This window comes from Paraburkholderia sp. D1E (assembly GCF_052682275.1).
This window is the reverse complement of sequence record NZ_JBQYMB010000001.1, coordinates 3,508,343-3,532,502: the sequence shown is the minus strand read 5'-3', so window position 1 is coordinate 3,532,502 and position 24,160 is coordinate 3,508,343. Positions and strand designations below refer to the sequence as shown.

The window sequence follows — 24,160 nt, the reverse complement described above, 5'->3', positions numbered from 1 at the left end:
GTTATGTTCGCGATCCGCGTAAAGATGCGCCTCGACCGTGGTACCCGCCGCGCAGGCGTCTTTTGCGAGGGAGAGGCTCCAGAGGAGCAAGGCCGTCGTCCGCACCGATGCCGATGAACACCGGCGACTTGATCTTCAGAGTCGGAAACTTCAGATACGCGTCCCACCAGGCCTGCAAACGAGCGTTGGCGCCCGGCTTCACGGTGTTCGCAGTGGTCAGACCGGCGAGCGCTGCGTCGTCCTCGAGCGACGCGAGGCAACTGATGCGCGATTGTTCGAGAATCGGCAGCGCGGAATCGCTGAGGATGTCGGAAGCCTTCAGCCCAGGGTCGATCTGCTGCGCCGACAGCACTGAATAGAACTGGTACGCGAGTGTTGCATCGATCCGATTGGGATCACGTCTGTAAGCGGTTTTGAACGGCGCAAGTGTTGCCAGGGTGTGCTTCGGTGCGTTGTAAATGACGCCCGTCGCGACCGTGCCACGGATATCCAGTTCGGGCGCGTACGTGCTCGCGTAGCCGGCGGCGGCGAATACGGCGGAACCGCCTTGAGATTGCCCGACCAGCACAACCTGGTTGGCGAGTCCAGGTACGTTGTGCAACACGGCGCGCACGCTGTCGAGCATCGTGTAGCTATTCGAACGATTGTTCAGCTGCGGGTTGGGTCCGGGCGTGCCGAGTCCCTGATAGTCGGTCGCCACCACCGCGAAGCCTTGCTGGAGCCACGCATTCAGATAGCGCACGTCGCGATAGGAGCGTCCGAACCACGAGGGCGCGCAGATATCGGCCATGCCGAAGGTGCCGTGCCCCCACGCGACGATCGGCCATCCGCCTTGCGGCGGCTGGCCTTTGGGTAGGAACAGTGCACCCGATACTGCGATCGGCGTTGTGCCGTCGATGCCATCGGTCGAACTGTATAGCAGGCGCAGTTGCTGGCCGGCGTTGGCGAGGCCGAGTGTAGACGGCAGTCTCTCGGAGCGCAGCAGTTCGCCGGGGTGTGCGGGAATCTCATCGTCCCACGTGTAGAACGCGGACACACGGCCGTCGCCTTGCAGCGGATCGGGCGCTGGTGCTCTCGCGCCGGTGGCGAAGGCCGTGCTGAACGCGAGCAATGCGGCGAGGCTTGCGGCAAACCGTGCGCCGAATTTGACGCGAGCCGACGCGTGCCACTTCGGCGCTCGGTTATTTTCTGTTTTCATGTTGACGCCTTGAACGATGGTGAGAAAAGTGCGGGCCACGCGACGCCTGCCGACGTGAGTCCGTCGAACCCGGGCGGCCTTCAACGCAAGTTTTGAACCATCGCCGTGCGCGGTTGGCGAAACCCCGCTCGCATCGGGGTGCAACGGTGCTGCGGTGTGATGTGCGCACACGCCTGCTTTGCGTCGTGCGCAACAACCGCTGATGCTGCGCTGTTGGTCCAGCAGCAAAATCACCTGGGTCGAACGTGGGCGTCCATGCGCGGGGAGCGGCGACGAAGCCGCCGAACAAGGGTCTGCGTGTGACGCGCCGATTGGCACACTTGCTGCTAAATACCCCTCGCATCGATCCCTCTCTCATCAAAGGACTCAACATGTCAGTCACGCAGACGCTGGAAAGCGGCGAACTGGTCGCGTTCGTCGAACGCATCCGGCGCGAATTCGCGCAAGCCACGCGCGTCCTCAAGGAAACCCGCACGTTATCGGCTACCAACACCTTCCAGGCGTATCAGCGTGTGCCTGGCACAGACCTCGTCGTCGCCGTGTCGGCGCCTACGCCGTGGGCGCAATCGCAGGAGGTTCAGGCGGTCGTGGTGTCGTTCGACGGCAAGGTGATCCATGGCGATCCGAAGGCGTCCGGCCATGGCCCTCGCTATGCGGGTGTGTTCCAGGAAGCGCCGGAAGTCGACGTGGTGATTCACGTGCATGGTCCGTATCTCGGCGCGTGGGCGAGTGCGCACCGTCCGTTGCCGATTCTGTACGCGCCGGCGCAGCGTTATACGAAGGCGCGTGAAATTCCGATCTATATCGACCGCCGGCCGGGCGAGCCGCGTTTCATCGTCGACACGATCCGGCGCGATCCGAACATTCCGGCGATTCTCGAGGCGAACGGCGGCGCGACCTTCTGGGGCAAGAACATCCTCGACGTCTCGCAGTACATCCTGATCCTCGAAGAGGGCGCGTACTTCCAGGCGCTTGCGGAGTCGCTCGGCGGCTCGAAGGAGTTCGGCCCGGGCGTGCTCGAACAGCAGTGGAAAATGACTGGCCTCGCCTGACCCAGGGCGCTAGCGACAACGAGCGACGTTGAGCGGCATGGCGCAGTTAGCCGTGCCGCTTTTCGCATCGACGCAGCCTGGCAACGGTATTGCCGGTTCCGTCATACTGTTAGCTCGATGTATTGGTTCGCAGCGCACGGCCGGCTTGATATCGTCGAGGCTTCCTTTGGATTCCTTGCTGGTCGATCAATGGCTGTCTTCAGTTTTCCCGATCCCGCTTCGCACGCCATCACGATTCGTGCGAAAGCCCTGACTTTCGACGATCCCAAGTCGCTGGTGTTGCTCGAACGCATCCATCTGGTCGCGCCGAGCGATGCCACCGTGCTTGTCACTGGCGAGAGCGGCACCGGCAAGGAGCTAATCGCACGGCTCGTGCATTCGCTGAGTGAACGCCGTGACGGGCCGTTTGTCGCGGTGAATTGCGGTGCATTCTCGGAGACGCTGATCGAGAGTGAACTGTTCGGTCACGAACGCGGCGCGTTCACGGGCGCGATCAGCAGCCAGCCCGGCTGGTTCGAATCGGCCAATCGCGGCACGCTGTTTCTCGACGAAGTGGGGGACTTGCCGCTTGCGGCGCAGGTCAAGCTGCTGCGCGTGCTGCAGGAACGCGAGGTGGTGCCGGTCGGTTCGCGCAAGACTGTCAAAATTGACGTGCGCCTGGTCACCGCGACCAATGTGAACCTCGAAGCCGCGGTACGGGCCGGGCACTTTCGGGAAGATCTGTACTACCGCCTGAACGTCGTCAAACTGAGCCTGTTGCCACTGCGCGAGCGACCGGGCGACATTGGGCCGCTGATCCAGCACTTTCTCGAGAGCTACGCGAAGCGTCTACGGATCACGCCACCCGCGCTGACGGATGCCGCGCTCGAACGGCTGCATGCTCACTCATGGCCGGGCAATATTCGCGAGCTGGAGAATGTGATTCATCACGCGCTGCTGGTGAGCAGCGGCGGTTTCATCGACGCCGGCGATTTGCAGTTTTCCGCGCTTTCTCTGGCGCCTCACGCACAGGCTGCGGACGCACCTGTGGCAGCGGCAGCGGCCAACCCGTCGCGCCGTCCGCGTGATACCGCGGAAGCGACCGACGCCTTGCGCGAGGCAATCGTCGATCTGCTGGAGCTCGGCACGCCCAGGCTCTGGCAGCATATCGAAGACACGGTCTATCGCAGCACCTTCGAATTCTCCGAGAATAATCAGCTTCGCACTTCACGCCTGCTCGATCTGTCGCGCAACATCGTGCGTGCCCGGCTCGCGCAACTCGGCATCCTCAAGCTGCGCGACGCCGGCGAACCGGACGCAACTGAAACGGGCGAAGCCGGCGACCGCCGTCAGGCGTGATCGCGCCAGCGCAGCAAGCGTTGCGCGACGCGCTCGCACAGCATGCCCATCGCCACTGCCAGTACGGTGACGCCGATCACGCATACCAGCAACACATCGACACGCGCGCCGGCCTGCGCGGTCTGCATCAGATTGCCGACGCCTGCTCCGGCGTTGAATAACAGTTCACTACTCGTAGCCGTAATCCATGCAAACGGCACCGCTTGCAGGATGCCGGCGAACACGTCCGGTAACGCGCCTGGAATCAGCACGTCGCGCAGCCAGCCAGCCCGCGTCAACTCATACGACTGTGCTAATTCGAAGTAACGTCGATCGATACGGCGCAGTCCGTCGAAGCTGCTCGTCACCATCGGATAGAAGGCGGCGAGGAAGACGATGAACACCTTCGCGAACTCGCCCGTGCCGCACCAGAGACTGATTAATGGAATCAGCCCGAGCAGCGGTACGTGACGCAAGGCCTGAAATAATGGGTGCACCAGCTTCTCGGCGCTGCGCGATAACGCGGTCAATGCGCCTACCGCGACGCCGGCGATCACGCCGGTACCGAGACCGAACGTCGTGCGGCGCAGACTCGCACCGAGGTCGACGAACAATTCACCGCTTCTGAGAAGTTCGATTGCGGCACTCGCCACCTGTTCGATCGGCACGAACGCATATTGATGCACGGCATCGCGATAGGCGGCGAATTGCCAGAGTCCGAGTAAGGCGAGCGGCAGGACGAAACCGCGGGCCCGTCGGCGCAGGGGGGACGTTGCGTGCAGGGCGATCATGGAAGGCGTTCTAGAAGAAAGAGGGTTCAACGGTTGGGCGTTTGCCAGCGCAACACGCGGCGCTGCACGAGTGCGATGCTCTGATCGAGCGCGAAGCCGATCAAACCGATCGCGATCACGTCGACCATCACAATGTCGATACGCAGCATCTGCCGCGCCATCTCCATCATTTCGCCGATGCCGCTATCGGCGCTCAGCAACTCGACCGCGACGAGCGCGAGCCAGGAACGCGCAATTGCGATGCGGACACCCGTGAGCAGCGACGGAAAGGCCGAGGGCAACAGCACGTCGCGCAACAACTCAGCGCGGCCAAGCCCATAGTGGCGGCCCATTTCGACCAGATCGCGCGGCACGCCTTGCACCCCCCCGTAGGTGGCAAGTGCGACTGGAAAGAACACCGCCTTGGCGACCACCACCACCTTGAGCGGTTCGTCGATACCGATGAGCAGAATCAGTATGGGTATCAGCGTCAGCGTCGGGACCTGTCGCAGGATGTCGAAAAGCGGGCGCACGTAGTCTGAGAAAACGCGGTTCACGGCGAGCAGTGTGCCGCACGCGATGCCGGGCAAGGCGCCCCATACGAAGCCGGTTGCCAGACGACGCAAGGTGATCAGCAGGTTGTCCTGCAGGTCGCCGCCGGCCGCGAGCGTGCTGAAGGTCTCATAGACCTTGTGCGGTGGCACGAGGAGTTGCGGCGCGAACCAGTGTTGCGCGCTCACATACCACCAGAGCAGGAACAGCATCGCGGGCGAGACCCACCACAGCAGCGAGGAAGCGCGGCGCGCGAAAGCACGCGCGCGCGCGGCGGTGCTCGCTCTTGCCTGAGTGACGGGTGCGGGTGGGGCGGATGTCGCGGCACCCGCCACCGTATCAATGGTTTGCGACATTCGTCGTGGCGCTCGCATCCCAGTAGCGTTCAAGCTTGAGCTCCTTCAACGCATTGTTGACGAACTGCGGCGCGAGCAGGCTATTGACGTCCACACCGCCGGACGTGAGTTTGGCCTGCTGGCTATACGCCGACACGTCGCGGTAATGTGCGCTGAGCGACGGCGTAAAAAGCGGCGTCCATTGGTCTTTCCACGGTAGCTTCTCGTCGTCATACTCGCGCCGCACTACGTTTTCAGGTTGGCCCGAAGCGCTGAGAATCTTGATGTAGGCATCGCGGTTCTGCGGTTGCGAAATCCAGTAGGCCGCACGTACATAAGCGGTCGCGACCAGTTGCGTGATGTCGGGGTACTGACGCACGAAATCGTCGGAGGCCCACAACTCCGCGCGCATCTTCCACGCGTCGGGTGCTTCCTTGGTCGACCAGATGATCTTGCCGACCTGCTTGTCCACGAGTGGGTAAGCGTCCGAGAGCGTAAAGAATCCATCGACCCGGCCCGCGGCGACGGCGGCGGCACCGGCTTGCGGATCGAGGTTATAGATCTTGAAGTCGGACAGTTTCAGACCGTTGGCCGCCAGCAGTTTGCCGAACGTCACTTCCCACGGACGGCCGCGATTGAGCGCAATCCGCTTGCCTTTCAGATCGACGATCGACTTCGCCGTCGAATTGGCCGGCACGACCAGATAAGTGTTGCTGCCCACACCACCCGGCACGATGAGTCTGGTACGCGTGCCGGACGCGTTGACGACGACCGAGGGCAGGTCGCCGTAGCCTGCGAAGTCGATGCTGTGATTCGTGAAGGCCTCGTTGACCAGCGTACCGACCGCAGCGGTCGAGACCGGCACCCATTGCAGCTTGATATGGCGCGCGGCTAACGCCTGTTCCAGCGACTTGTCGGCGTCGATTAAAGCGGAGGCGCCCGCATATTGCGTTTTGCCGCCGTTTGAATAAGCGACCACGGCGATCCGCACGACTTTCGGCGCATCGTCGGCGCGCGCCACGGAGGGGCCCAGCAACGCGGCGGCCGTGAGCGGCACCGTCATCGACCATGCGATGAACGCGCGCCGCAGCAACAGGGAGAAAGCAGATGAGCGTTTCATGATATGCGGATCAGACCTTGAACGTAATGGTGGAAGCCGGGCGGCGTGGTTCGAGCAGTGCGTTCGTTCACGCACGGCGCTTAAGTGTGGAGTGCAGCGCATCGGCCATCGGGCGTGGATCGATCCAGTCGGCGATCTCGAAATCGGCTTCGAGGAATCCCCACTCGAACAGGAAGTTTTTGAAGTCGTCGAGCGCGGCGACCGATTCCGCTTCGAGGTTCACGCCGAGATGATGATGCAGGTTGCCGCCATAGGCCGCATGAACCCACTCGACCGCCGATGCGGTTTCGTGCGATACGTACTGCGCGGTTTCGTCGGGATGCGTGCGCGCCCAGTCGCCTGCGGCCACCACGAGCTTCAGAAAGCCGGCGACGATGTCCGGATGATTGGCGAGCACTTCCGCATTCACCGTGAGCGGGCGCGGCGTGCCGTTGTTGTTGCGAATATGCGGCTCAGGATGAAAGCCGATATCGATCACGACTTGCGCGCCGATCAGTTGCGCCACTTCCAGCCCGACCGACCCCTTCACGTAGATCGCATCCACCGTGCCGCGCAGCAAGGCGCTCGCTTCGGCGGCATAGAGCGCGCGGCTCGACAGACCGAGCGGCAAGGTGAAGAGTTCCGTGGCGGGATCGTCGCCGACTGCCTGCAGCGTGCGTGCTTCTACATCGATCAATTCGACATCGCGCGTCGTCATGCCTTCCAGACTTAGTGCATTGACGAAGCCGCGCAGCGCGGAGGCGCGAAAGATATCGATGCGGTCAGTTGAGCGGCGCGGGATCGCGATGCGCCGGCTACGCAGTTGCTTGACCGACTGAATGCCCGAGCCCGGCAGCGTCAGGATCAACTGCGATTCATCGACCCAGGATAGACCGATCACGCGCGTATCGGCCCGATGCGAGCGCGCCCACATCGCCGGAATGCTGCCGCCCTGACGAAACGACATCGCCAACGTGTGATCGCTGATCGACGACGCGTCGTGTCCTGCCGAGTCGCGCAGCGAGCGGATCGCCACGCCATCGGCCGACAACTCGCCGTTGAGCCAGCCGAGATGCACGGCGATGCCGAGCGGCGTCGGCACCGGTGAGCGTGCGTACCAGAAGGGATGCTGTTTGTCCGATGACGAATCGGGCCTGTCTGTCATGTGCGTTTTCCATGTTGAGGTTCGTCCTGCCCGCCGGCTGACGCGCGATAAGCGGTAGCGGCGGCGCGGACTGATAAATGCAAATTCCAGGCCAGGCGCGCGCGATTGCTGTGAGCAGCCTTTAGCAGACATGCGGCTCGGCTGCGCATACCGATGCAGGCCGTGCCGATTGGTGAGGGGCGCGCGTGCGAGTGTTGCTCCAGCAGCAGTTGTCCGAAGCGGTGTTGCGCCAGCAACACGAGGGGTGTTGATGCAGCAGCTTGCGCGCAGGCTGCCCGCGCCCGGATCGACGCAAGCCGAAGCGCCCGCAACGCTTGCGGCCATCGCGCATCGCGTGCCGATCGAAGGCCTCTTTATTGCCATTGGCATAGGCCGTGCTTAGAGATGTGCCGAACCGGTTACGGCACGCGTCATCGCGTGGCCGGCCCGACGCTAACACCAAGGAGAACAGATCAATGGCTGTCGAATTTCTGTGGCGCTTGCCGATGCACGGCGATGGCAGACGCGCCCACGACCGGCACACCCGTGGCGAGTGGAATAACCAGACGGCCTCGCGCGTCGCGCCGAAAACGGATAGCGACGATTTTGGCTATATCGACTATCTGTCCCAGGTGGCGCGCGCAGCGGATCTGGTCGGCTTTCACGGCGCGTTGATTCCGATCTTCCGCTTTACTGAGGAGCCGTGGGTGGTGGCTGCGGCGCTCGCGCGCGAGACCCGCAATCTGCGTTTGCTGATCGCCATGCAGCCATGGTTCATGCATCCGGCGTATGCGGCGCAAATGGCGGCCAGCCTGCAGCGGATCAGCCGCGGCCGTGTGGAGTGGAACATCGTGACGGGCGGTGGCGGGGCGGACCAGCGCGCGTATGGCGACTTTATCGATCACGACAGCCGTTACGCGCGCACCGATGAATTTCTCGACGTGGTGAAGGGTTATTCCGCCGGTGAGCCCTACACGCACAAGGGCCGCTTCTATCAGGTCGAAGCAGGTGGCCTGGTCGCGCCGCTCTCCAGCCAACCTGTGCCGCGTATTTATCTGGCTGGCGCCAGCGATGCCGCGATGGCGGTGGCCGCGAAACACGGTGACGTACATCTGAGTTGGGGCGAGCCGCTTGCCAAACAGAAGGAGGTGATCGACCGCGCGCGCCAGGCGCTCGACGCGCAAAACGCCGAGCGCGATCTGCGCTTCGGCATGCGCATCGACATCCTCGCGCGCGAAACGGAAGAACAGGCATGGGCCGAACTGCGGCAGATGTTCGCCACCGTCAGCGACTCGACGCAACTGGGTGGCGCGCGGCGCACGGTTGGCGTCGGCGATTCGGAGTCGGTTGGCGCGAAGCGGCAGTTCGCGCTGCATCAGGGCAACACCCAGCATTTCGACGATCTGATCGTGGGGCCGAACCTGTGGGCCGGCATGTCGAAGATTCGCGGCGGCCCGGGCTGCGTGATCGTGGGCAGCCACGAGCAGGTCGCGGAGCGGCTCGCCGAGTACGTGGGCATCGGCGTATCAACCTTCATTCTGGCGAGCAACCCGCATCTGGAAGAAGCGTACCGCGTCGGCGAGGAGGTCCTGCCGCTGGTAGCGGGGGCGATCGATGCGCGCAGGACCGCGGCGGCGCTGCGAGTCGCGTTCGCCTAAGCCAACGGCGATCCTTAACGCATCGGCGATCAAGCCCGCGTACACCAACAAGCAAGGAATCCAACGATGAGTACAACCGTTGCGCAAGCCGCGACGTCCACTGCACTGTGGTACACCCGCTGTCCCGTGCCGACCGCGCTCGGCATAGCCGTTCACCGCGGCTGGTTCGACGAGGAGTTCGGACCGGATGGCATCACCCTGAAATCGCTGCAGGAGACCCGCGAGCCTGCCAAACGCGAGTCGCATTTCGATCACAGCCTGCCGTCGTCGTTTCGCCAGGGCGGCAATATCCCGGCGCTGTGGGCGCGTTCGCGAGGCGCGGCGACGCGGGTCGTCGGCCTCTCGTGGACCAATGAATTCCAGGCGATTGTTACCCTGCCGCGCAGTGGCATTCGTCATTCGCGCGATCTGCGCGGACGGCGTCTGGGTCTGCCGCAGCACGCAATCAGCATTGACTTCTGGCGCGCTGCTGCGCTCAAAGGTTTTCTTACTGCGCTCGAACTTGAAGGCCTCGGGCATAGCGACGCGCAATGGGTCGATCTACCGGAGCCGGCGCGCGACGCTGGTGAAGCGCGGATTGCGATCGGCAAGCTTGGGGTGGCGCCCGGCAATGAATCGCCGTTTCGTGGGCCGCATGAATACGGTCTTGAAGTGGCGGCGCTAGTGCGTGGCGATGTCGATGCGATCTTCGTGAAGGGCGTGGCCGGACTGGAAACCGTACATCTGATCGACGCGCACGTGGTGATCGATCTGGGCGCGCATCCCGATCCGCTGGTGCGCATCGGCAACGGCACGCCGCGCACGTTGACGGTCGATCAGGCACTCATCGACGAACGCCCCGATCTGGTCAGCCGGTTCGTATCGGTGGTGGTGGCGGCCGGAGACTGGGCGACGAAGCATGCGGCCGAGACCGTTGCCTATATCGGCCGTGAGACTCGTTCGTCCAACGAGTGGGTGCGCTATGCGTATGGCAGCGAAGTGCACCGGCATCTGGAAACCAATCTCGCGCAGACCTCGATCGACGGTCTCGTTGCGTTCAAGGACTTCCTGTTCGAATGGGGTTTCCTCGAGCACGACTTCGATGCGCGCGCATGGATCGAGCCGCAGCCGTACACCGAGGTATCGAAATATCGCCGCGCATGGGTCGCCTAGTGTGGAGCGTCCTCGCGCGACGCGCAAACCAGTAAGGAGTGAAGCGTGACGTTTCTGACAATGGAGAGTGCGGGTACGCAGGCGCGGCGTCATGCGGCGCGCTGGAGCGGCTCGGCGGTGCGCCGTTCGAACGTGCCTGCGTTTGCGCCACTGCCGCCGCAGCCGCTGACGCAGCGCGCGCCTGCGGCGGAGCATGAGGTCCGAGCGACGCGCAGGACATGGGGTGAGATCGGCGCTGCCGCGTTGTTGATCCTCGCGTTGCACACGGGATTCATGCTGGTGGCGAGTCATGGACGCGTGGAATCACGCGTGCCTGTCGTGCCGCCCAAACCCCTGCCGATGACGGTGGAGCTGACGCGGCCGCCGGTTCCGCTGCCGCAAGCCAGGCAGGCGCCGCCGCCCACGCCGCAGCCGGTCAAACAGCAAGCGCAGCCGCCACGCCCGCTGACGCGTGCCCTGGCGCCGAAGCCTTCGCCTGCACTCACGCCGCTCGTGGCCCCGCCGCCGCAAGCGACGACACCGGCCGACACCGCTGTCGCGCATACCCCGGCACCAGTCGCACCGGCGCCCGCCGCGCCACCGGCGGCTGAAACCGCGCCGATCGGCAACGCCGCGTATCTGCACAACCCGGCGCCCGACTATCCGCCGATCGCGCAGGACCAGGGGTGGGAAGGGCGCGTGCTGCTGCGCGTGCATGTACTGCCAAGTGGCAAACCTGACTCGGTCGATATCAGGACCAGCAGCGGCCGCAAGATGCTCGACGACGCCGCGGTGGCCGCGGTCCGGCGCTGGAGTTTCGTGCCGGCCAAACGGGGAGACGAAGCGGTCGACGGCTGGGTCAACGTGCCTATCGAATTCAAGCTGGGCTGACGCGTGCTGTCCGCATGACGGACGAATCGCGCGCTTTCTGTTCAACACCGGATCTGGATTTCGAACCAATTTCGAACCGTATATCGCACCAAAAAGGAATCAATCATCATGAATGGCATTTCAACGACTTTCATCGTGCAGGGCGCACTCTGGCTACTGGGGATTTTCTCGGTGGTGACGTGGACGCTTATTCTCGTCAAGGCCGTGCAAAGCGTGCGCGCGAGCGTGCAGAGCCGGCGCTTTGCGAAGCAGTTCTGGGCGGCCAGCAGTTTCCACGCGGCAGCCACGCTGGAACCCGGCGTGAGCCCGGTGGGCCGCGTCGCCGCGACCGGATTCGAGACCTTGCAACGCGCCGACGAAGGCAATGGTCAGGATCTCGAACATAGCTGGAGCCGCCACGATCTGCTGGAGCGCCACCTGCGCCAGCAGATCCAGAACGAGCGCCGCCGCCTCGAAGCAGGTCTCGCGGTGCTGGCCTCGATCGGCAGCACTGCGCCGTTTGTCGGCCTGTTCGGCACCGTGTTCGGCATCATTCACGCACTGACGGCGATCACGCACAGCGCGTCGGCCAGCATCGACGTGGTGGCTGGGCCTATCGGCGAAGCGCTGGTAGCGACGGGCGTCGGCATCGCGGTCGCAGTGCCGGCGGTGCTTGCCTACAACTTCTTCGTGCGCCGCGTGAAAGCGGCCTCCGCTGACCTCGACGGTTTCGCAACCGATTTCGTCACGCTCGCGCAGAAGGCCGGATTCCGTGTGCAGGGCACGGCAGCGCGTGCGCAACCGAGCCTGAAGACCGTCAACGAGGCGTTCGCATAATGGCTTTCTCATCCTCTTCCGATAACGATGACGTGCTGAGCGAAATCAACATCACGCCGCTCGTCGACGTGATGCTGGTGCTGCTGGTTGCGTTCATCGTCACCGCGCCGCTGCTCAACAACGCGGTGCACGTGAATCTGCCCAGAACGGTCGCTACGGCGCCCGCTGATCAGAAGCCCGCCGTGACCGTCAGTGTGGACGCGAAGGGCGTGGTGTACCTCGACAAGCGGCCCACCGATCTGCGCCTGATCGGCGCTGAGCTGTCGGCGCTCAAGGCGAACAACCCGGACGTCGCGCTCAACCTGCAGGCCGACGAGGGCGTGCCTTACGGCACGGTGGCCAGGCTGATGGCGGCGATCGAGCACGCCGGCATCAGCAGGCTATCGGTGCTGACGGCCAACAACGGCTAATCACGGTCGTTGCATGACCCCGCGACCCCGCGAACTCCTTACCGGACCAATTCATGAGCACTTCGGTTTCAGACAACATCCAGTCGATCTGGTACACGCGCTGCCCGGTGCCGACACCGCTCGGCATTGCCGCGCATCTCGGCTGGCTCGACGACGAATTCGCGCGCGATGGCATCACCGTGCGCTCGCTACAGGAAACGCAGCATGCGGCGCAGCGTGCCTCGCATATTGATCACACGCTGAACAATTCGTTTCGCCAGGGCGGCAGTATCCCGGCGTTGTGGGCGCGTTCCGCCGGAGCCGATACTCGCGTGATCGCGCTGACGTGGGTCGACGAAGCGCAAGCAATTGTTGCGCTGCCTGACTCCGGCATCCGCACGGCGAAAGACTTGCGTGGACGCCGCGTTGGCCTGCCGAAGCGCGCGGGCGAGCGGATCGATATTTTCCGCGCGGCGGCGCTGCGCGGTTTTGTCAGCGTGCTGGAGCTCGAGGGTTTGTCCGCGCGCGATGTCGAACTGGTCGACATCGCGGCGGCCGGCGTGCGCGAGCGTGCGGATGGCGGCGCGCTGCCCGCGGCGACCTTCAGCAATCCGGGCAGTGTGAGCAGTCGTCGTCTTTATTCGGCGGAAATCGCGGCGCTGGTGCGAGGTGAAGTCGATGCGATTTATGTGAAGGGATCGCTCGGGTTGGAGAGTGCTTACCTGATCGGCGCGCGGATCATCGTCGACATCGGCTTTCATCCAGAGCCGAAGGTTCGCATCAACAACGGCTCGCCACGGCCGTTGACGGTCAATGCGGCCACACTCGAGAATCATCCGGAGATCGTCAGCCGGTTTCTGGCGCGCGTGATCGACGTGGACGGCTGGGCGCGCGAGCACAAGCAGGAAGTGCTCGGTTATCTGGGCCGCGAAACGGGTTCGGGCGACGACTGGTTGCGTCTCGCTTATGGCGACGACGTGCATCAACGCTTGCGTACGGATCTCGACGACACGTCGATCGCCGCGCTCGACGATTTCAAAGGCTTCCTGGTGGAATGGGACTTTCTGCCGGCGGATTTCGATATTCACGCGTGGATCGATCCACGCGCGCTCGCGCAATCACATCGTTACGTCGCCTCGCTATCTGATTTGAACCGGTGAGCCCGGTAGCGATTTAATCTGAAAAACAGATTCGGCATCGTGATGGAAGGTGTCGAATCGTTCTGATCGCGGTCGCCTCGCCGCGTTCAAGTTGCCCATCTCGAAGGTGGCATCACGCTCTCACAGAGCGAACCTTGCGGATCATTCGCGCGAATTTTCCCGATCAGTAGCCGTCCCTGAGTTGGGGTGCTGCACATGCAACACCCCAACACCACTTCACGGGTGCGCCAGCAGCAATTACCACTCGCTTCGTTCACGCAACCCTTGTGTGACAGACCGCTTCGCCTGGCATCCGACTTGCAATAGAGCACTCCATGCGTGCCGCATCGCTCGCGCACGAAGGAAAACACTCGGTTGCGGGCGCAATCAAACAACAATTGAATAAGGATAGCGAAGTCAATGTTCAAGAGAAAAACACTCGTCGTTGCGCTCGGGGGAGTGCTTGCTGGTGGTGTGCTGATGTCGCCGGCATGGGCTGCGGATAACGCGGCAAACGATGCTTCAGCCGACGCGGCCGGTGCGGCGGTACAGGCAAAGCCGAAGGCGAAAAGCGCGAGCAAGGCCGCACCCGACACGAATCTGGGAGCGGTCACGGTCACCGCGCGCCGACGCAAGGAAAGCATTCAGGAAGTGCCGGTCGCCGTCACCGCGTTGAGCGGCGACAGCATCAAGAACAACGAATTGCGAGTCGTCAACGACATCACCAAGTACGTGCCGAACTTCACGGCGCAGTCCACCGAAGGACGTGAACGGCCCCGCTGGTTCCTGCGCGGCGTCGGCAGCAACGATCCGTCGGATCTGTCGCTGAGCCCGATCGGCGTCTACTTCGACGACGTTTATATCAACAGCGTGTTCGGCCAGGGCTTTCCGCTCTTCGACCTCGACAATATTCAGGTGCTGCGCGGGCCGCAGGGCACACTGTGGGGCAAGAATACGATCGGCGGTGCGGTCAGCCTGACCTCGAAGAAGCCGACGTTCGACGTGGACGGCTATGGGAAGGTGGGCTTCGGCCAGTACAACAGCCGGCTTGCCGAAGCCGCGATCGGCGGTCCGATCGGCAGCAACGACGTGCTGGCGGCCCGCATTTCGGTGTATCACGAGAACGGCGACAGTTTTTACACCAACACGGAGGCGGGCGGCCGCTTCGGCGGTTTTCACGACAACGCGGTGCGCTTCCAGTTACTTGCGGTGCCGACCTCGAATTCAGATTTCCTGCTGAACGTCCACGGCCGGAATTACACCGGCGGTGGTGACCCATGGCACGCACAGGGGGCCGCCGCTAACGGCTCGAACCAGTTTGGCTTCGTTGGCTCAAGCGATCCGGGCACGGTCTCGTTGAATGCGCCGTCGAGCGATCATATTGCTTCTTATGGTGGCTCGCTGACCGCGCACTGGCATATCAACAGCGCGCTGACGCTGACCTCGATTACCGCGCTGGAAGGTTTGAACCGCTGGTACCAGGACGATGAAGACTACTCGCCCTACGACGCGGCGCGTTCGCACGATACGCTTTCGTCGCATCAGTTCTCGCAGGAGTTTCGTCTCGAGTCGCCGCAGAATGACCGGCTGAGCTGGATCGCAGGGGCACACTTTTTCACGGAGGAACTGAGCGAAGAGGGGGCTGGTGGCGGCTTGCCGGACGCACCGGGTGGTCCGGCGGCCACCTATTACCACCTGACCGAACTGACCCAGCACACGCAAAGCGCCGCGGTGTTCGGCAGCGTGAAGTATCGCTTTACCGATCGCTTCAACCTGACCGGCGGCCTGCGCTATACGATCGAACGCAAGACGATCAATCTGACCGGTTTGCAGAATAGCGGTCCCGTTTCGTTCAGCGATGTGAGCAACTGGTGGGATCCGTCGTCGATCACGTCGCCGCTCGCGGTGAGCGCGCGGCAGAATCAGACCAACACGTGGCGTGCGCCGACGTGGGATCTGACGCCCGAATACGCGATCAGCAATAACGTGCGGGCTTATATCCGCTATGCACGCGGCTTCCGTTCGGGCGGCTACAACGGCAGTGCCTATACGCAAAGCACCGTGTCGACGGTTACGCCTGAATATCTGACCGACTACGAAGCCGGCATCAAGAGCGAATGGTTCGACAAGCGCCTGACCGCCAACGCGAGCGTCTTCCATTACGACTACCGCGACATTCAGGTCTTCGCTCTCGCGCCAAATCCGTTAGGCGGTGCACCGGTGTCCACATTGTCGAACGCAGGGCAGGGGCGTGCCGATGGTTTCGAACTTGAATTGAAGGCGCAGCCGCTCAACAGCCTCTATCTGTTCGCCAACCTCGGTCTGTTGAACACACGCTTTACCGAGTTTGCCAATGTGCCGACCGCAGTGGGCAATTCGTTCGCACGCTCGCCACACACCACGATCGATGTTGGCGGTGAATACCGCGTGCCGCTGCAGGTGGGCTCGATTGCAGTCGGTGGCGATATCAACTATCGCAGCACCGAGTATTTCAGCGCGACGCGTCAAACCGTGCCGCAGCTGTGGCAGGCAGGCTATACGGTGATGAATGCGCACGTATCGTACGTGTCGTCGAATCAGAAATACATTCTGACCGGCTACGTGACGAACCTGACCAACAAGGTCTATAAAAAGCTGGAGCTGTTACCGTCTTATGGCGCGTATCCGGTGTTGTACGGTGACCCGCGCGTCTTCGGTTTGACGTTTACGGCGAAGATCTGATCAGGTGCTCGTGCGGCTTGCAGCGCTAACGAAGCAAAGGCTGCAAGCTTTTTCCTCCGCGCCAGGCGGTGGCGCGCGAAGTCACTTCGCCAATCTCGCCCGTACGGTGTATTCGCCTTCATTGCCCTCGTCTTCCGACATATGGGCCATCGCCGTCTCGAAGTCGGGCGGCAGCGGCTCGACCGCATAGCCGCGTTTTTCCCACGCGTCGAGGCCGCCCTTAAGCGCTTTTACGTGATGGATATTCTTCCGATGCAACTGGGTGACAATCCGCTTGGCCGTTGCTTCGTTGGGACACACGCAGTAGACGACAATCGGCCGTTTCAGCAACTCGGGATGCAGTGGCTCGGGTGAATCGAGATCCAGCAACTGCGCACCCGCAATCCGGTGCGATTCTTTCGCGCGGATGCTGTGCGGCCGCGCATCGAGGATCAGCGGCGGCTCATTGGACTTCATCAGTTCATCGAGCTGGTCCGGCGAAATGCGTACATGCGCGAGCCAGCGGCGAAACTGCCAGCGGCGCACGTAGCGATAGAGGAGCACGGCAACGAAGATCGCCGCGAACGCGTCGAAAATCGTGCCGCCGTTGTGGCGCACGAGCAGAACGAGCTGCACGATCTGATCATGCAGTGCTGCGCCGCCTATCACCCATACGCCGGCCCACAGCACCGCGCCGACAAAATCCCACAGCAGAAACACGCCGACGTTGATTGGCGTGGTACCGAGCAGGGGCGCGGAGATCAGACCGAGGCCGGGCAGGAACTTGGCGACGGTGAGAATCGGCGCGCCGTATCGTTCATAGGTATTGCGTGCGACGCGCACGGTGGTGTCGAGCGAGAGCGAGAAGCGCACCAGTTGATTCAGCAACCGCCGGCCGTACGTTCGCCCGGTGAAGAACCAGAGCGAGTCCGCCAGCAGCGTTGCGCAGACGGCGGCGCCAATGACGCTGGCATACGAGGTTTGTCCCATCGCGGCCATGGTTCCGCCGAGGATCAGCATCGGCGCCGCCGGAATCGGCAGGCCGAGTTGCGTGACGAGCACGCTCATGAACACGGCCCACACACCCAGCGAGGGTGGAATAGCAACCGGAAAATGCCACACAACCACGCTCCTCTTGATGCAATGAAAGGATTTGGAACAGTTGGCGCCTAGCCGGCGTGCGTTGCGAACACGTCATGCATGGCCGGTTCCTGCCGGGTGGCCGCCGCCCGTGCGGGTCGTTCAGCCAGCCGGTACGAACACAGCAGTACCAATGTGGATTTAAGCACAGGTTGGCGAAAGGGCGCTGCGGGGCGGGCCGAGTACCTGCAAATATTCGAGGGATGGAGCGATTGACCGTGCCGCGGTGCCCTTGTGCAGTCTATTCCGGTGGCTGTTCAGCTCGGAGCAAAGCGCCAGATTGACCCGGACGGCAGCGAGTCGAAGTTCGCTACAATCGTCGTGCACATACAGATACAACGGAGACACCGCATGACAAATCTTCAACCGATCAGCCGCTACCCCGTGCCCGAGCCGGGTGAGTGGCCTGACGACATCAGCGCCCGCATTCTGGAAGTGCAGGAGAAAGCCGGTTTTGTTCCGAACGTATTTCTGACGCTGGCGCATCGGCCAGACGAATTCCGCGCTTTTTTTGCGTACCACGATGCGTTGATGCTGAAAGAAGGCGGATTAACCAAGGGCGAGCGCGAGATGATTGTCGTCGCCACGAGTGCAGTGAATCAGTGCCTGTATTGCGTCGTCGCACATGGCGCGATTCTGCGCATTTACGAAAAGGCGCCGTTGCTGGCGGATCAGGTGGCCGTCAATCATCGCAAGGCGGATATCACGGCGCGTCAGAAGGCGATGCTCGACTTCGCGCTGAAAGTCTGCCGCGAATCCGGGACCGTCGACGATGCCGATTTTCAAACGCTGCGTGAGCACGGCTTTTCCGATGAAGACGTGTGGGATATCGCGGCCATCACGGCTTTTTTCGGTTTGTCGAACCGGATGGCCAACGTCATTTCAATGCGTCCAAATGACGAGTTCTATCTGATGGGACGCGTGCCGAAAGCAGCGGCTGACGTGCCGCGAAAATAGCATTGGAGCAATTGCTGTGGATTAGGGCGTGCGTGCGGATGCTTGCCACGCACCTACGCACCTACGCACCTACGCCCGTCCGCATGCTCACAGGTTCACCCTCATGTCCCCACCGGCTCGGAGCGCATTGCTGGCGTGCTGACCGCGGCGTCGTCGATCGGGAAGTGCAGTATCGCGGCAATGAGTCCGGACGCGACCGTCGCTTCCCACAGCAGCGAATACGAACCAGTCAGATCGAACACCAGGCCGCCTAGCCAGGCGCCCAGAAACGAGCCGATCTGGTGGCTTAGAAAGCAGACTCCAAAGAGACTGCCGAGGTGCCGCGTGCCAAACACTTTTGCTACGACTCCGCTCGTGAGCGGCACGGTTCCGAGCCAGGTCAACCCCATCATGGCCGCGAAGATGACGACCGACGTGGAGGTCTTAGGCAGCAGGAAGAAGGTGCCGATCGTCACGCTTCGAATCAGATAAAGCCAGCCGAGCACATGGTGCTGGCGGAACCGGCCGCCGAGCCAGCCGCATCCCCAACTGCCCGCCATGTTGAACAGGCCGATCAGCGCGAGCGCCGTGGCGCCCAGCCCGACAGGCATATGACAGAGCGTCAGATATTCAGGCAGATGGGTGGAGATGAACGCGAGTTGAAATCCACACGTGAAGAAGCCGAGTGTCAGGAGTCGATATCCGCGATGCCGGACCGCCTGAGTGAGTACCTTGCGAAGCGGGGCGGCGGGCGGTTCCTGGACTCGCGTGCCGACACTCTGACGCCGGTCGAGCACGATGCCCAGCGGCGCGACCAGCAGCATCAGGAAGGCCAGCACAAAGAGCGAGGTGGCGATGCCCGAGCTGAGCCGGATGCTCTGCACGAGTGGGATCAGCAATACCTGTCCTGCCGAGCCGCCTGCGCTGACCAGACCCATCGCCATACTGCGTTTTTCCGGAGAAGCGATGCGGCCGACCGCCGGCAACACCACGCCGAACGTCGTGCAACTCACGCCGATGCCGACTAGCAGCCCCATGCCGACAATCAGCATCGGGCCCGACGGTGCTACGGCGGCGACGCCCAGACCCGCTGCAAAGGTTGTCGCGCCGAACGCGACCACCGGAGCCGAGCCATAGCGGTCCGCGGCGGCGCCCGCGAATGGTTGCGCGAAGCCCCACACCAGGTTGTGCAGCGCGATGGCGAAAGCGATCAGCGTGACGGGCAGGCCGCGGTCGAACGAGAACGGCCCGATGAAGAGGCCGAAGGTCTGCCGGATGCCCATGGCGGCGCTCAGAATCAGCGCGCCGGCGAGGATCACGAGCGTCGTTTGACTCAATGGGAAGGCGAAGCGTTTGCTATTTGTCGTGGACATGGTTCTGATCTCCTTCGACACCATGGTCGCAGCGAGCGTCAGAAGCAGCAAAGGAAAAGACTTTGACGACAGGTGAGCGCGGCTCACCTGTTCAGGTTGGCGGTAGGCTAATTGCTCGGTTCAGTGGTTGGGGCGGCGCGATCCCGTGTCGGCAGCAACTGATGGGTCGTCGAACGGTGCGGCTTCGCTGAGCAGCCACTGTTTGAAGTCGAACAGTTCCGGGCGATGCTCCGCGCTCTCCGTGTTTTGCGCGGACACCAGCCAATAGGCCGTGGAGGAGGCGATCGTTTGTGGGCAGGCCTCGACGAGCGTACCGCTCGCGAGATCGCGGTCCACCAGCGGCCGTCTGCCGAGCGCGACACCGAGGCCCATGCTCGCGGCTTCGAAAGCAAGCTGGATTGTGTCGACGCGCAAGCCGTCGTTCAACTCGATACCGTCTAAGGCGACCCCGTCTAAGGCGACCCCGTCTAAGGCGACCCCGTCTAAGGCGACCCCGTCGAACCATGCCTCCCAATCCTCGCTCGCCGAGTTCACGTGAATGAGCGTCGCGCGGCCCAGATCGACGTTGCCATGTTCGTCGCGCAGATTATCCACGTAAGCAGGGCTGCACACCGGCACCAGGCGTTCACTGAACAGACGCGTCCAGGCGGTCCCAGCGACCGGGGCGCGGCTCAGGCGAATGGCGAAATCGAAACCGTCGACGGGAAAGCCGACCTGACGGTGCGAGGTATCGACGGTGACGTTCGCATGCGGCCAGCGCGTGCGAAAGGCGGCGAGGCGCGGCAGCAGCCACCGGGAGGCTAGCGTGGGCGCGCAACTCAGCGCGATCGGGCGATTCGCCCGGTGGTTCGGCAGCCGCTGCGTGCCGATCGCGATCAGCGAAAACGCTTCGGATACGTACGACAGATAATCGACGCCCGTCGCTGTGAGCGAAATTCCGCGTGGCTCGCGCACGAACAGTTCGACGCCGAGCGACTGCTCCAGACCGACGATACCGTGACTGATCGCGCTTGGCGTGACGTTCAGTTCCGCTGCGGCGAGCTTGAAACTTTGATGCCTGCCGGCCGCCTCGAAGAAGCGAAGCGCGGGCAGAGGTGGCAGACGAAGCGGCATGGTGCATCCCCAAGGGCGGCGCGGCGGGCACCGTGACGGTGCAATAGCGCGCTGGCGCGCGCATGCTGTTTCGCGAAAGGATACCTTGCAATGCGGTTTCGATCGTGGTCCGTGGGTGTCCATGTGCCGTTAAGGGTTGTCCACGCCTCGTCCGCATGTCGAACGGAATCGCTCGAAAGCCCTTGCAGGACGGCCCGCAAAAAAATTCACCGGCGTTGTCGATTTGCCGGCACGCCGTTCGTCGTGGCTATATAGGGGCGAAAAATGCGTTTGCGGTTGCGACGCACGGCATCGCGCCGCTATCGTGCCCTTTATCCTTTTTATCGCAAGAGGAGGTGGCTGATGACTGACGTAGACCCATCCGCACAAACGCTGAAACCGGCCCGGTTGCTGGCTGACTCGCCTCGCCGGTTTCCGGGCGAGAGTGTGGAATATCGCCGAGCGCGCAACGACCTGCTGGCCGAAGAAATCGAATTGCGCCGACATATCGAACGCGTGGCCGTGCAGCGCCGTGCGTTGCCGCCTGGCGGTGCCGTGCCGCAGGACTATCGCTTCGAGGGCGAGGCAGGCCCGGTGACGCTGTCGGAGATGTTCGGCGCGCATGACACCCTTGTTACCTACAACTGGATGTTCGGCCCGCAGCGCGCGCGACCCTGTCCGATGTGCACCTCGCTCCTGAGCGCTTACGACGGTGAAATGCCCGACATATTGCAGCGCGTCGCATTTGCCGTGATCGGCCGCTCGCCGATCGACAGGCTGGTGGCGTTCAAAAAAGAGCGCGGCTGGCGGCATCTGCGGCTGTATTCGTCGGGCGGGAATACTTTTAACCGCGACTACGCCGCGGAAGATCCGGGCGGCGGCGATAATCCTGCGTTCAACGTGTTCACGCGTTCAGGCAACACGATGCGGCATTTCTGGGCCGCCGAAATGGGCCCTTCGACAGCGGACCCGGGCCAGGATCCACGTGGCGCCCCCGATGTGATGCCGCTCTGGACGGTGCTCGACATGACGCCCGGCGGCCGCGGCACCGATTGGTATCCGAAGCTGGAATACGGCGCTGTGCCGCGCTAGTCATGCCGTGTCGTGCACGCGTGTCTCGCGCGTGCGTTGCTGATCCGCGCGAGCCGGGGGAGCAGAGCGCCTATGTCTCTACGACGTGACCTTGACCGAACGTCGTCTGCAAATAGGTCGAGACGGCGCTCGCGCGCATCGGTCTGCCGAACAGATAGCCCTGCATCGCGCGAGCGCCCAGCGCCGTGACAACGTCGGCCTGCGATGACGTTTCGAGTCCTTCCACGATACATTCGAGCCCGAGATTTCTGCACAGATCGAGCACCGATTTGACGATTTTCTTCGACGCGCTATTGGAATCCACGTCGGTCATGAAGCTGCGGTCGATCTTGATCGTATCGAAGGGCAGGCGATGCACGTAGCTGAGGCTCGAATAGCCGGTGCCGAAATCGTCGAGTGAGACGTGGCAGCCGGCTTGCTTGATCATCGTAAGCGAGCAGTGGGCCTGCTCGAAATCGCGCGTCACCGCGGTTTCCGTGATCTCGAAGTTCATGCGATGCGCCGGTACGTCGCTGTCCAGCACGATATCGATCAGGCGGCGAGCGCGCGGCGAAGTCGAAATATCAATCGCGGAGAGATTGAACGACAGGTAGAGATCGGACGGCCAGCGCGATACTTCCGCGAGCGCTTTGCGCAGCAGAACTTCGGTGACACGCAGAATCAGATCGGTACGCTCTGCAATCCGAATGAATTCCTCCGGCCCGACCGCGCCTAGCCGCTCGTTGTGCCATCGCCCGAGTGCCTCCATGCCAATGGTGCGTTGCGTGAGCACATCGTAAATTGGCTGAAACTCGAGGAACAGTTCGGACTCCAGGTCCGCATGGCGGAGTTCCTGGGCGACGAGACTCGAGCGCCGGATTCGTGTTTCATGTTCCGTCGAGAAGATCACCGGCGTGCCGCGGCGGCTTTCCTTGCCGACGTACAAGGCAGCGTCGGCGCGTTCAAAAACCTGCTGGACGGTTGTGCCCGCTTCCGGAAACGCTGCCCAGCCGATCGTTCCTGTCAGTTCGGCGACATTGCCGGCCACCCGATAGGGTTCGGTGAGCGTTTCGCAGATGCGCTCACCCAACTCGACAAGCGTCTCGTTTGCAAGTTTGTGCTGGGCCAGTACGCCGAATTCGTCGCCGCCGAGGCGCGCGAAGAAAATGCCGGGCTCGGCGAGCGCCAGCAGTCGCACGCCGACTTCCTGCAGCACGAGGTCGCCGCTTGCGTGCCCATAGATATCGTTGACCTGTTTGAAGCCGTCGAGATCGATCAATCCGACATTGAAGCCGCCACCCGTGCTGAGCGCCTGTTCCGATAGCGCGCGCAGCGAGGCGAAGAAGCTGCGCCGGTTGGGCAGGTCGGTCAGGCTGTCGATGCTTGCGAGCCGGAAGTTGTCGTCGCTGAGTCTTTGCGTTTTCTGCTGGCTCACCTGCAATTCGCGCTGCGCGTGCACCACGCCGGCGAAACTTCGGTAATACAGTTCGATGATAAAGGCGAGTGCGACGCCGACTAACGTCATGTCGACGGCCATCGCGATGAAGACAGGAGAGCGTGTGGAAATCAGAAACGTCGAAAAGCTTAGGATGACGATTGAGAGCAGGAGCAGGGCGGCCGCTCGCAGATGCATGAGGCAAAACACACAGCCGACCAGCGTCGTCGCCATGTAAAACGCGACTTGTGCCTGCTCATAGGCGGTGCCGTAGGGAAACAGCAGGAGCGACCAGGTACTGAAGGCGACGCCGAAGATGCCTGCGAGCCGGATCAGTTTGCGCAGTTCGGGCACGGCCTTGTCGTGCGTCAGAACCCGGTGCCGGACGCGCCACCAGCGCACGCAACGGACGATGCACAGCGTGCAGAGCATCCCCGGGAAGTAGATGGACAACCATGCTGGCGCCGATCCCAGATGCGTGACGGTGACCGCGAGCGTGTTCACCAGCAGAATGAAATAGAGCAGCGGTATCTGGCGGCCGAATGCCTGGAGTTGCGAGCGCACGAGTTCAGGATCGCCTTCCGCGACCGACAGCGCTTCCCTCAATCTGGGTAACCGAACCATTCCCGTCCTTGTAACGTTTGCGCCGCACACGCAGCTTTGTATATCGGCAGCGCGGGCGAGACCTTGAGGGCGTTTCGGTGGAAATAGAGCGCGGGGGTTCAAGTGAGCGGTAAATACGCCCGGGGAGAGAGTCGGTTGCGGGTCATTTGTGCCGTGCACGGCTTGTGCGAGATTTGCACGTTGCCTCGCCTGGGCAAGACCAGGCGGGCGTCGCCCATGTTGCAATATGGAGAATTTTCATTGTTTTATCCTTGCCGGATTTTTTATTGCTGAGCATGGCGCGCTACTGAATGCCAAA

At 62.7% G+C, this 24,160-nt stretch carries 21 protein-coding genes; 12 read left to right on the top strand and 9 right to left on the bottom strand.

The window, feature by feature from the left end; translation table 11 throughout:
- Position 1 precedes the first annotated feature (1 nt).
- Complete coding sequence (locus tag ACUN0E_RS15885) at positions 2 to 1,198, bottom strand: alpha/beta hydrolase (RefSeq protein WP_445567204.1); 1,197 nt, start codon at positions 1,196 to 1,198, stop codon at positions 2 to 4.
- A 371-nt stretch (positions 1,199 to 1,569) separates the two neighbouring features.
- On the opposite strand from ACUN0E_RS15885, the gene ACUN0E_RS15880 reads away from it, so the two are divergent.
- Positions 1,570 to 2,250: a class II aldolase/adducin family protein gene (locus ACUN0E_RS15880; protein ID WP_074287085.1), complete on the top strand. Its 681-nt coding sequence runs from the start codon at positions 1,570 to 1,572 to the stop codon at positions 2,248 to 2,250.
- Positions 2,251 to 2,439: 189 nt separating this feature from the next.
- A complete protein-coding gene (locus ACUN0E_RS15875) occupies positions 2,440 to 3,588 on the top strand; it encodes a sigma-54 interaction domain-containing protein (RefSeq protein WP_445567203.1) in 1,149 nt (382 codons plus the stop codon).
- Here the strand turns inward: ACUN0E_RS15875 and ACUN0E_RS15870 are convergent.
- The 4 genes from ACUN0E_RS15870 to ACUN0E_RS15855 all read right to left on the bottom strand — a co-directional run bounded on the left by ACUN0E_RS15870 (position 3,579) and on the right by ACUN0E_RS15855 (position 7,488).
- On the bottom strand, positions 3,579 to 4,358 hold the full coding sequence (locus ACUN0E_RS15870; protein WP_445567202.1) for an ABC transporter permease: 780 nt from the start codon (positions 4,356 to 4,358) through the stop codon (positions 3,579 to 3,581). The two genes, ACUN0E_RS15875 and ACUN0E_RS15870, sit on opposite strands and share 10 nt — an antisense overlap.
- 26 nt (positions 4,359 to 4,384) lie before the next feature.
- Positions 4,385 to 5,245, bottom strand: a complete 861-nt coding sequence (locus ACUN0E_RS15865) for an ABC transporter permease (RefSeq protein ID WP_445567201.1) — start codon at positions 5,243 to 5,245, stop codon at positions 4,385 to 4,387.
- Positions 5,229 to 6,344 (bottom strand): ABC transporter substrate-binding protein, encoded by a 1,116-nt coding sequence (locus ACUN0E_RS15860; RefSeq protein WP_445567200.1) that lies wholly within the window; start codon positions 6,342 to 6,344, stop codon positions 5,229 to 5,231. Before ACUN0E_RS15860 ends, ACUN0E_RS15865 begins: the two co-directional genes overlap by 17 nt.
- 67 nt (positions 6,345 to 6,411) lie before the next feature.
- Complete coding sequence (locus ACUN0E_RS15855) at positions 6,412 to 7,488, bottom strand: ABC transporter substrate-binding protein (RefSeq protein ID WP_445567199.1); 1,077 nt, start codon at positions 7,486 to 7,488, stop codon at positions 6,412 to 6,414.
- A gap of 250 nt (positions 7,489 to 7,738) precedes the next feature.
- Between ACUN0E_RS15855 and ACUN0E_RS15850 the strand changes: the two genes are divergently transcribed.
- The 8 genes from ACUN0E_RS15850 (at position 7,739) to ACUN0E_RS15815 (ending at position 16,212) form a co-directional block, all read left to right on the top strand.
- Positions 7,739 to 7,870, top strand: a complete 132-nt coding sequence (locus ACUN0E_RS15850; protein WP_408389815.1) for a hypothetical protein — start codon at positions 7,739 to 7,741, stop codon at positions 7,868 to 7,870.
- Between the two features lie 73 nt (positions 7,871 to 7,943).
- Positions 7,944 to 9,125, top strand: a complete 1,182-nt coding sequence (locus ACUN0E_RS15845; protein ID WP_445567198.1) for an LLM class flavin-dependent oxidoreductase — start codon at positions 7,944 to 7,946, stop codon at positions 9,123 to 9,125.
- Between the two features lie 66 nt (positions 9,126 to 9,191).
- Positions 9,192 to 10,277, top strand: coding sequence for an ABC transporter substrate-binding protein (locus ACUN0E_RS15840; RefSeq protein WP_408226554.1), 1,086 nt, complete (start codon positions 9,192 to 9,194; stop codon positions 10,275 to 10,277).
- A gap of 45 nt (positions 10,278 to 10,322) precedes the next feature.
- Positions 10,323 to 11,147 (top strand): energy transducer TonB, encoded by an 825-nt coding sequence (locus tag ACUN0E_RS15835; protein ID WP_408337584.1) that lies wholly within the window; start codon positions 10,323 to 10,325, stop codon positions 11,145 to 11,147.
- 108 nt (positions 11,148 to 11,255) lie between these two features.
- Positions 11,256 to 11,963: a MotA/TolQ/ExbB proton channel family protein gene (locus ACUN0E_RS15830; protein WP_408226560.1), complete on the top strand. Its 708-nt coding sequence runs from the start codon at positions 11,256 to 11,258 to the stop codon at positions 11,961 to 11,963.
- Entirely contained in the window at positions 11,963 to 12,373 is a 411-nt protein-coding gene (locus ACUN0E_RS15825) for an ExbD/TolR family protein (RefSeq protein WP_408337586.1), read from the top strand. Before ACUN0E_RS15830 ends, ACUN0E_RS15825 begins: the two co-directional genes overlap by 1 nt.
- 53 nt (positions 12,374 to 12,426) lie before the next feature.
- A complete protein-coding gene (locus ACUN0E_RS15820) occupies positions 12,427 to 13,512 on the top strand; it encodes an ABC transporter substrate-binding protein (protein ID WP_445567197.1) in 1,086 nt (361 codons plus the stop codon).
- Positions 13,513 to 13,911: 399 nt separating this feature from the next.
- Entirely contained in the window at positions 13,912 to 16,212 is a 2,301-nt protein-coding gene (locus ACUN0E_RS15815; RefSeq protein WP_445567196.1) for a TonB-dependent receptor, read from the top strand.
- An 81-nt stretch (positions 16,213 to 16,293) separates the two neighbouring features.
- On the opposite strand, the gene ACUN0E_RS15810 is transcribed toward ACUN0E_RS15815, so the two are convergent.
- Positions 16,294 to 17,313, bottom strand: a complete 1,020-nt coding sequence (locus tag ACUN0E_RS15810; protein ID WP_408337592.1) for a VTT domain-containing protein — start codon at positions 17,311 to 17,313, stop codon at positions 16,294 to 16,296.
- Positions 17,314 to 17,682: 369 nt separating this feature from the next.
- Here ACUN0E_RS15810 and ACUN0E_RS15805 point away from each other — a divergent pair, with 369 nt between their 5' ends.
- On the top strand, positions 17,683 to 18,288 hold the full coding sequence (locus ACUN0E_RS15805) for a peroxidase-related enzyme (RefSeq protein WP_408337594.1): 606 nt from the start codon (positions 17,683 to 17,685) through the stop codon (positions 18,286 to 18,288).
- 101 nt (positions 18,289 to 18,389) lie between these two features.
- On the opposite strand, the gene ACUN0E_RS15800 is transcribed toward ACUN0E_RS15805, so the two are convergent.
- Together ACUN0E_RS15800 and ACUN0E_RS15795 are read right to left on the bottom strand one after the other, a co-directional pair.
- Positions 18,390 to 19,640 carry an MFS transporter gene (locus tag ACUN0E_RS15800; RefSeq protein ID WP_408337596.1) on the bottom strand — a complete coding sequence of 417 codons (1,251 nt, stop codon included), beginning with the start codon at positions 19,638 to 19,640 and terminating at the stop codon, positions 18,390 to 18,392.
- Between the two features lie 120 nt (positions 19,641 to 19,760).
- Complete coding sequence (locus tag ACUN0E_RS15795; RefSeq protein ID WP_408226581.1) at positions 19,761 to 20,753, bottom strand: LysR substrate-binding domain-containing protein; 993 nt, start codon at positions 20,751 to 20,753, stop codon at positions 19,761 to 19,763.
- Between the two features lie 342 nt (positions 20,754 to 21,095).
- On the opposite strand from ACUN0E_RS15795, the gene ACUN0E_RS15790 reads away from it, so the two are divergent.
- Positions 21,096 to 21,824: a DUF899 family protein gene (locus ACUN0E_RS15790; protein ID WP_445567195.1), complete on the top strand. Its 729-nt coding sequence runs from the start codon at positions 21,096 to 21,098 to the stop codon at positions 21,822 to 21,824.
- A 70-nt stretch (positions 21,825 to 21,894) separates the two neighbouring features.
- Here ACUN0E_RS15790 and ACUN0E_RS15785 read toward each other — a convergent pair whose 3' ends face one another.
- Positions 21,895 to 23,862 (bottom strand): putative bifunctional diguanylate cyclase/phosphodiesterase, encoded by a 1,968-nt coding sequence (locus ACUN0E_RS15785; protein WP_445567194.1) that lies wholly within the window; start codon positions 23,860 to 23,862, stop codon positions 21,895 to 21,897.
- Positions 23,863 to 24,160: the final 298 nt, after the last annotated feature.

What these genes read in the sequence shown, in the direction of transcription:
- ACUN0E_RS15885 (WP_445567204.1), bottom strand. Translation starts at nt 1,198, where the DNA reads ATGAAAACAGAAAATAACCGAGCGCCGAAGTGGCACGCGTCGGCTCGC.
- ACUN0E_RS15880 (WP_074287085.1), top strand. Translation starts at nt 1,570, where the DNA reads ATGTCAGTCACGCAGACGCTGGAAAGCGGCGAACTGGTCGCGTTCGTC.
- ACUN0E_RS15875 (WP_445567203.1), top strand. Translation starts at nt 2,440, where the DNA reads ATGGCTGTCTTCAGTTTTCCCGATCCCGCTTCGCACGCCATCACGATT.
- ACUN0E_RS15870 (WP_445567202.1), bottom strand. Translation starts at nt 4,358, where the DNA reads ATGATCGCCCTGCACGCAACGTCCCCCCTGCGCCGACGGGCCCGCGGT.
- ACUN0E_RS15865 (WP_445567201.1), bottom strand. Translation starts at nt 5,245, where the DNA reads ATGTCGCAAACCATTGATACGGTGGCGGGTGCCGCGACATCCGCCCCA.
- ACUN0E_RS15860 (WP_445567200.1), bottom strand. Translation starts at nt 6,344, where the DNA reads ATGAAACGCTCATCTGCTTTCTCCCTGTTGCTGCGGCGCGCGTTCATC.
- ACUN0E_RS15855 (WP_445567199.1), bottom strand. Translation starts at nt 7,488, where the DNA reads ATGACAGACAGGCCCGATTCGTCATCGGACAAACAGCATCCCTTCTGG.
- ACUN0E_RS15850 (WP_408389815.1), top strand. Translation starts at nt 7,739, where the DNA reads ATGCAGCAGCTTGCGCGCAGGCTGCCCGCGCCCGGATCGACGCAAGCC.
- ACUN0E_RS15845 (WP_445567198.1), top strand. Translation starts at nt 7,944, where the DNA reads ATGGCTGTCGAATTTCTGTGGCGCTTGCCGATGCACGGCGATGGCAGA.
- ACUN0E_RS15840 (WP_408226554.1), top strand. Translation starts at nt 9,192, where the DNA reads ATGAGTACAACCGTTGCGCAAGCCGCGACGTCCACTGCACTGTGGTAC.
- ACUN0E_RS15830 (WP_408226560.1), top strand. Translation starts at nt 11,256, where the DNA reads ATGAATGGCATTTCAACGACTTTCATCGTGCAGGGCGCACTCTGGCTA.
- ACUN0E_RS15825 (WP_408337586.1), top strand. Translation starts at nt 11,963, where the DNA reads ATGGCTTTCTCATCCTCTTCCGATAACGATGACGTGCTGAGCGAAATC.
- ACUN0E_RS15820 (WP_445567197.1), top strand. Translation starts at nt 12,427, where the DNA reads ATGAGCACTTCGGTTTCAGACAACATCCAGTCGATCTGGTACACGCGC.
- ACUN0E_RS15815 (WP_445567196.1), top strand. Translation starts at nt 13,912, where the DNA reads ATGTTCAAGAGAAAAACACTCGTCGTTGCGCTCGGGGGAGTGCTTGCT.
- ACUN0E_RS15805 (WP_408337594.1), top strand. Translation starts at nt 17,683, where the DNA reads ATGACAAATCTTCAACCGATCAGCCGCTACCCCGTGCCCGAGCCGGGT.
- ACUN0E_RS15800 (WP_408337596.1), bottom strand. Translation starts at nt 19,640, where the DNA reads ATGTCCACGACAAATAGCAAACGCTTCGCCTTCCCATTGAGTCAAACG.
- ACUN0E_RS15795 (WP_408226581.1), bottom strand. Translation starts at nt 20,753, where the DNA reads ATGCCGCTTCGTCTGCCACCTCTGCCCGCGCTTCGCTTCTTCGAGGCG.
- ACUN0E_RS15790 (WP_445567195.1), top strand. Translation starts at nt 21,096, where the DNA reads ATGACTGACGTAGACCCATCCGCACAAACGCTGAAACCGGCCCGGTTG.
- ACUN0E_RS15785 (WP_445567194.1), bottom strand. Translation starts at nt 23,862, where the DNA reads ATGGTTCGGTTACCCAGATTGAGGGAAGCGCTGTCGGTCGCGGAAGGC.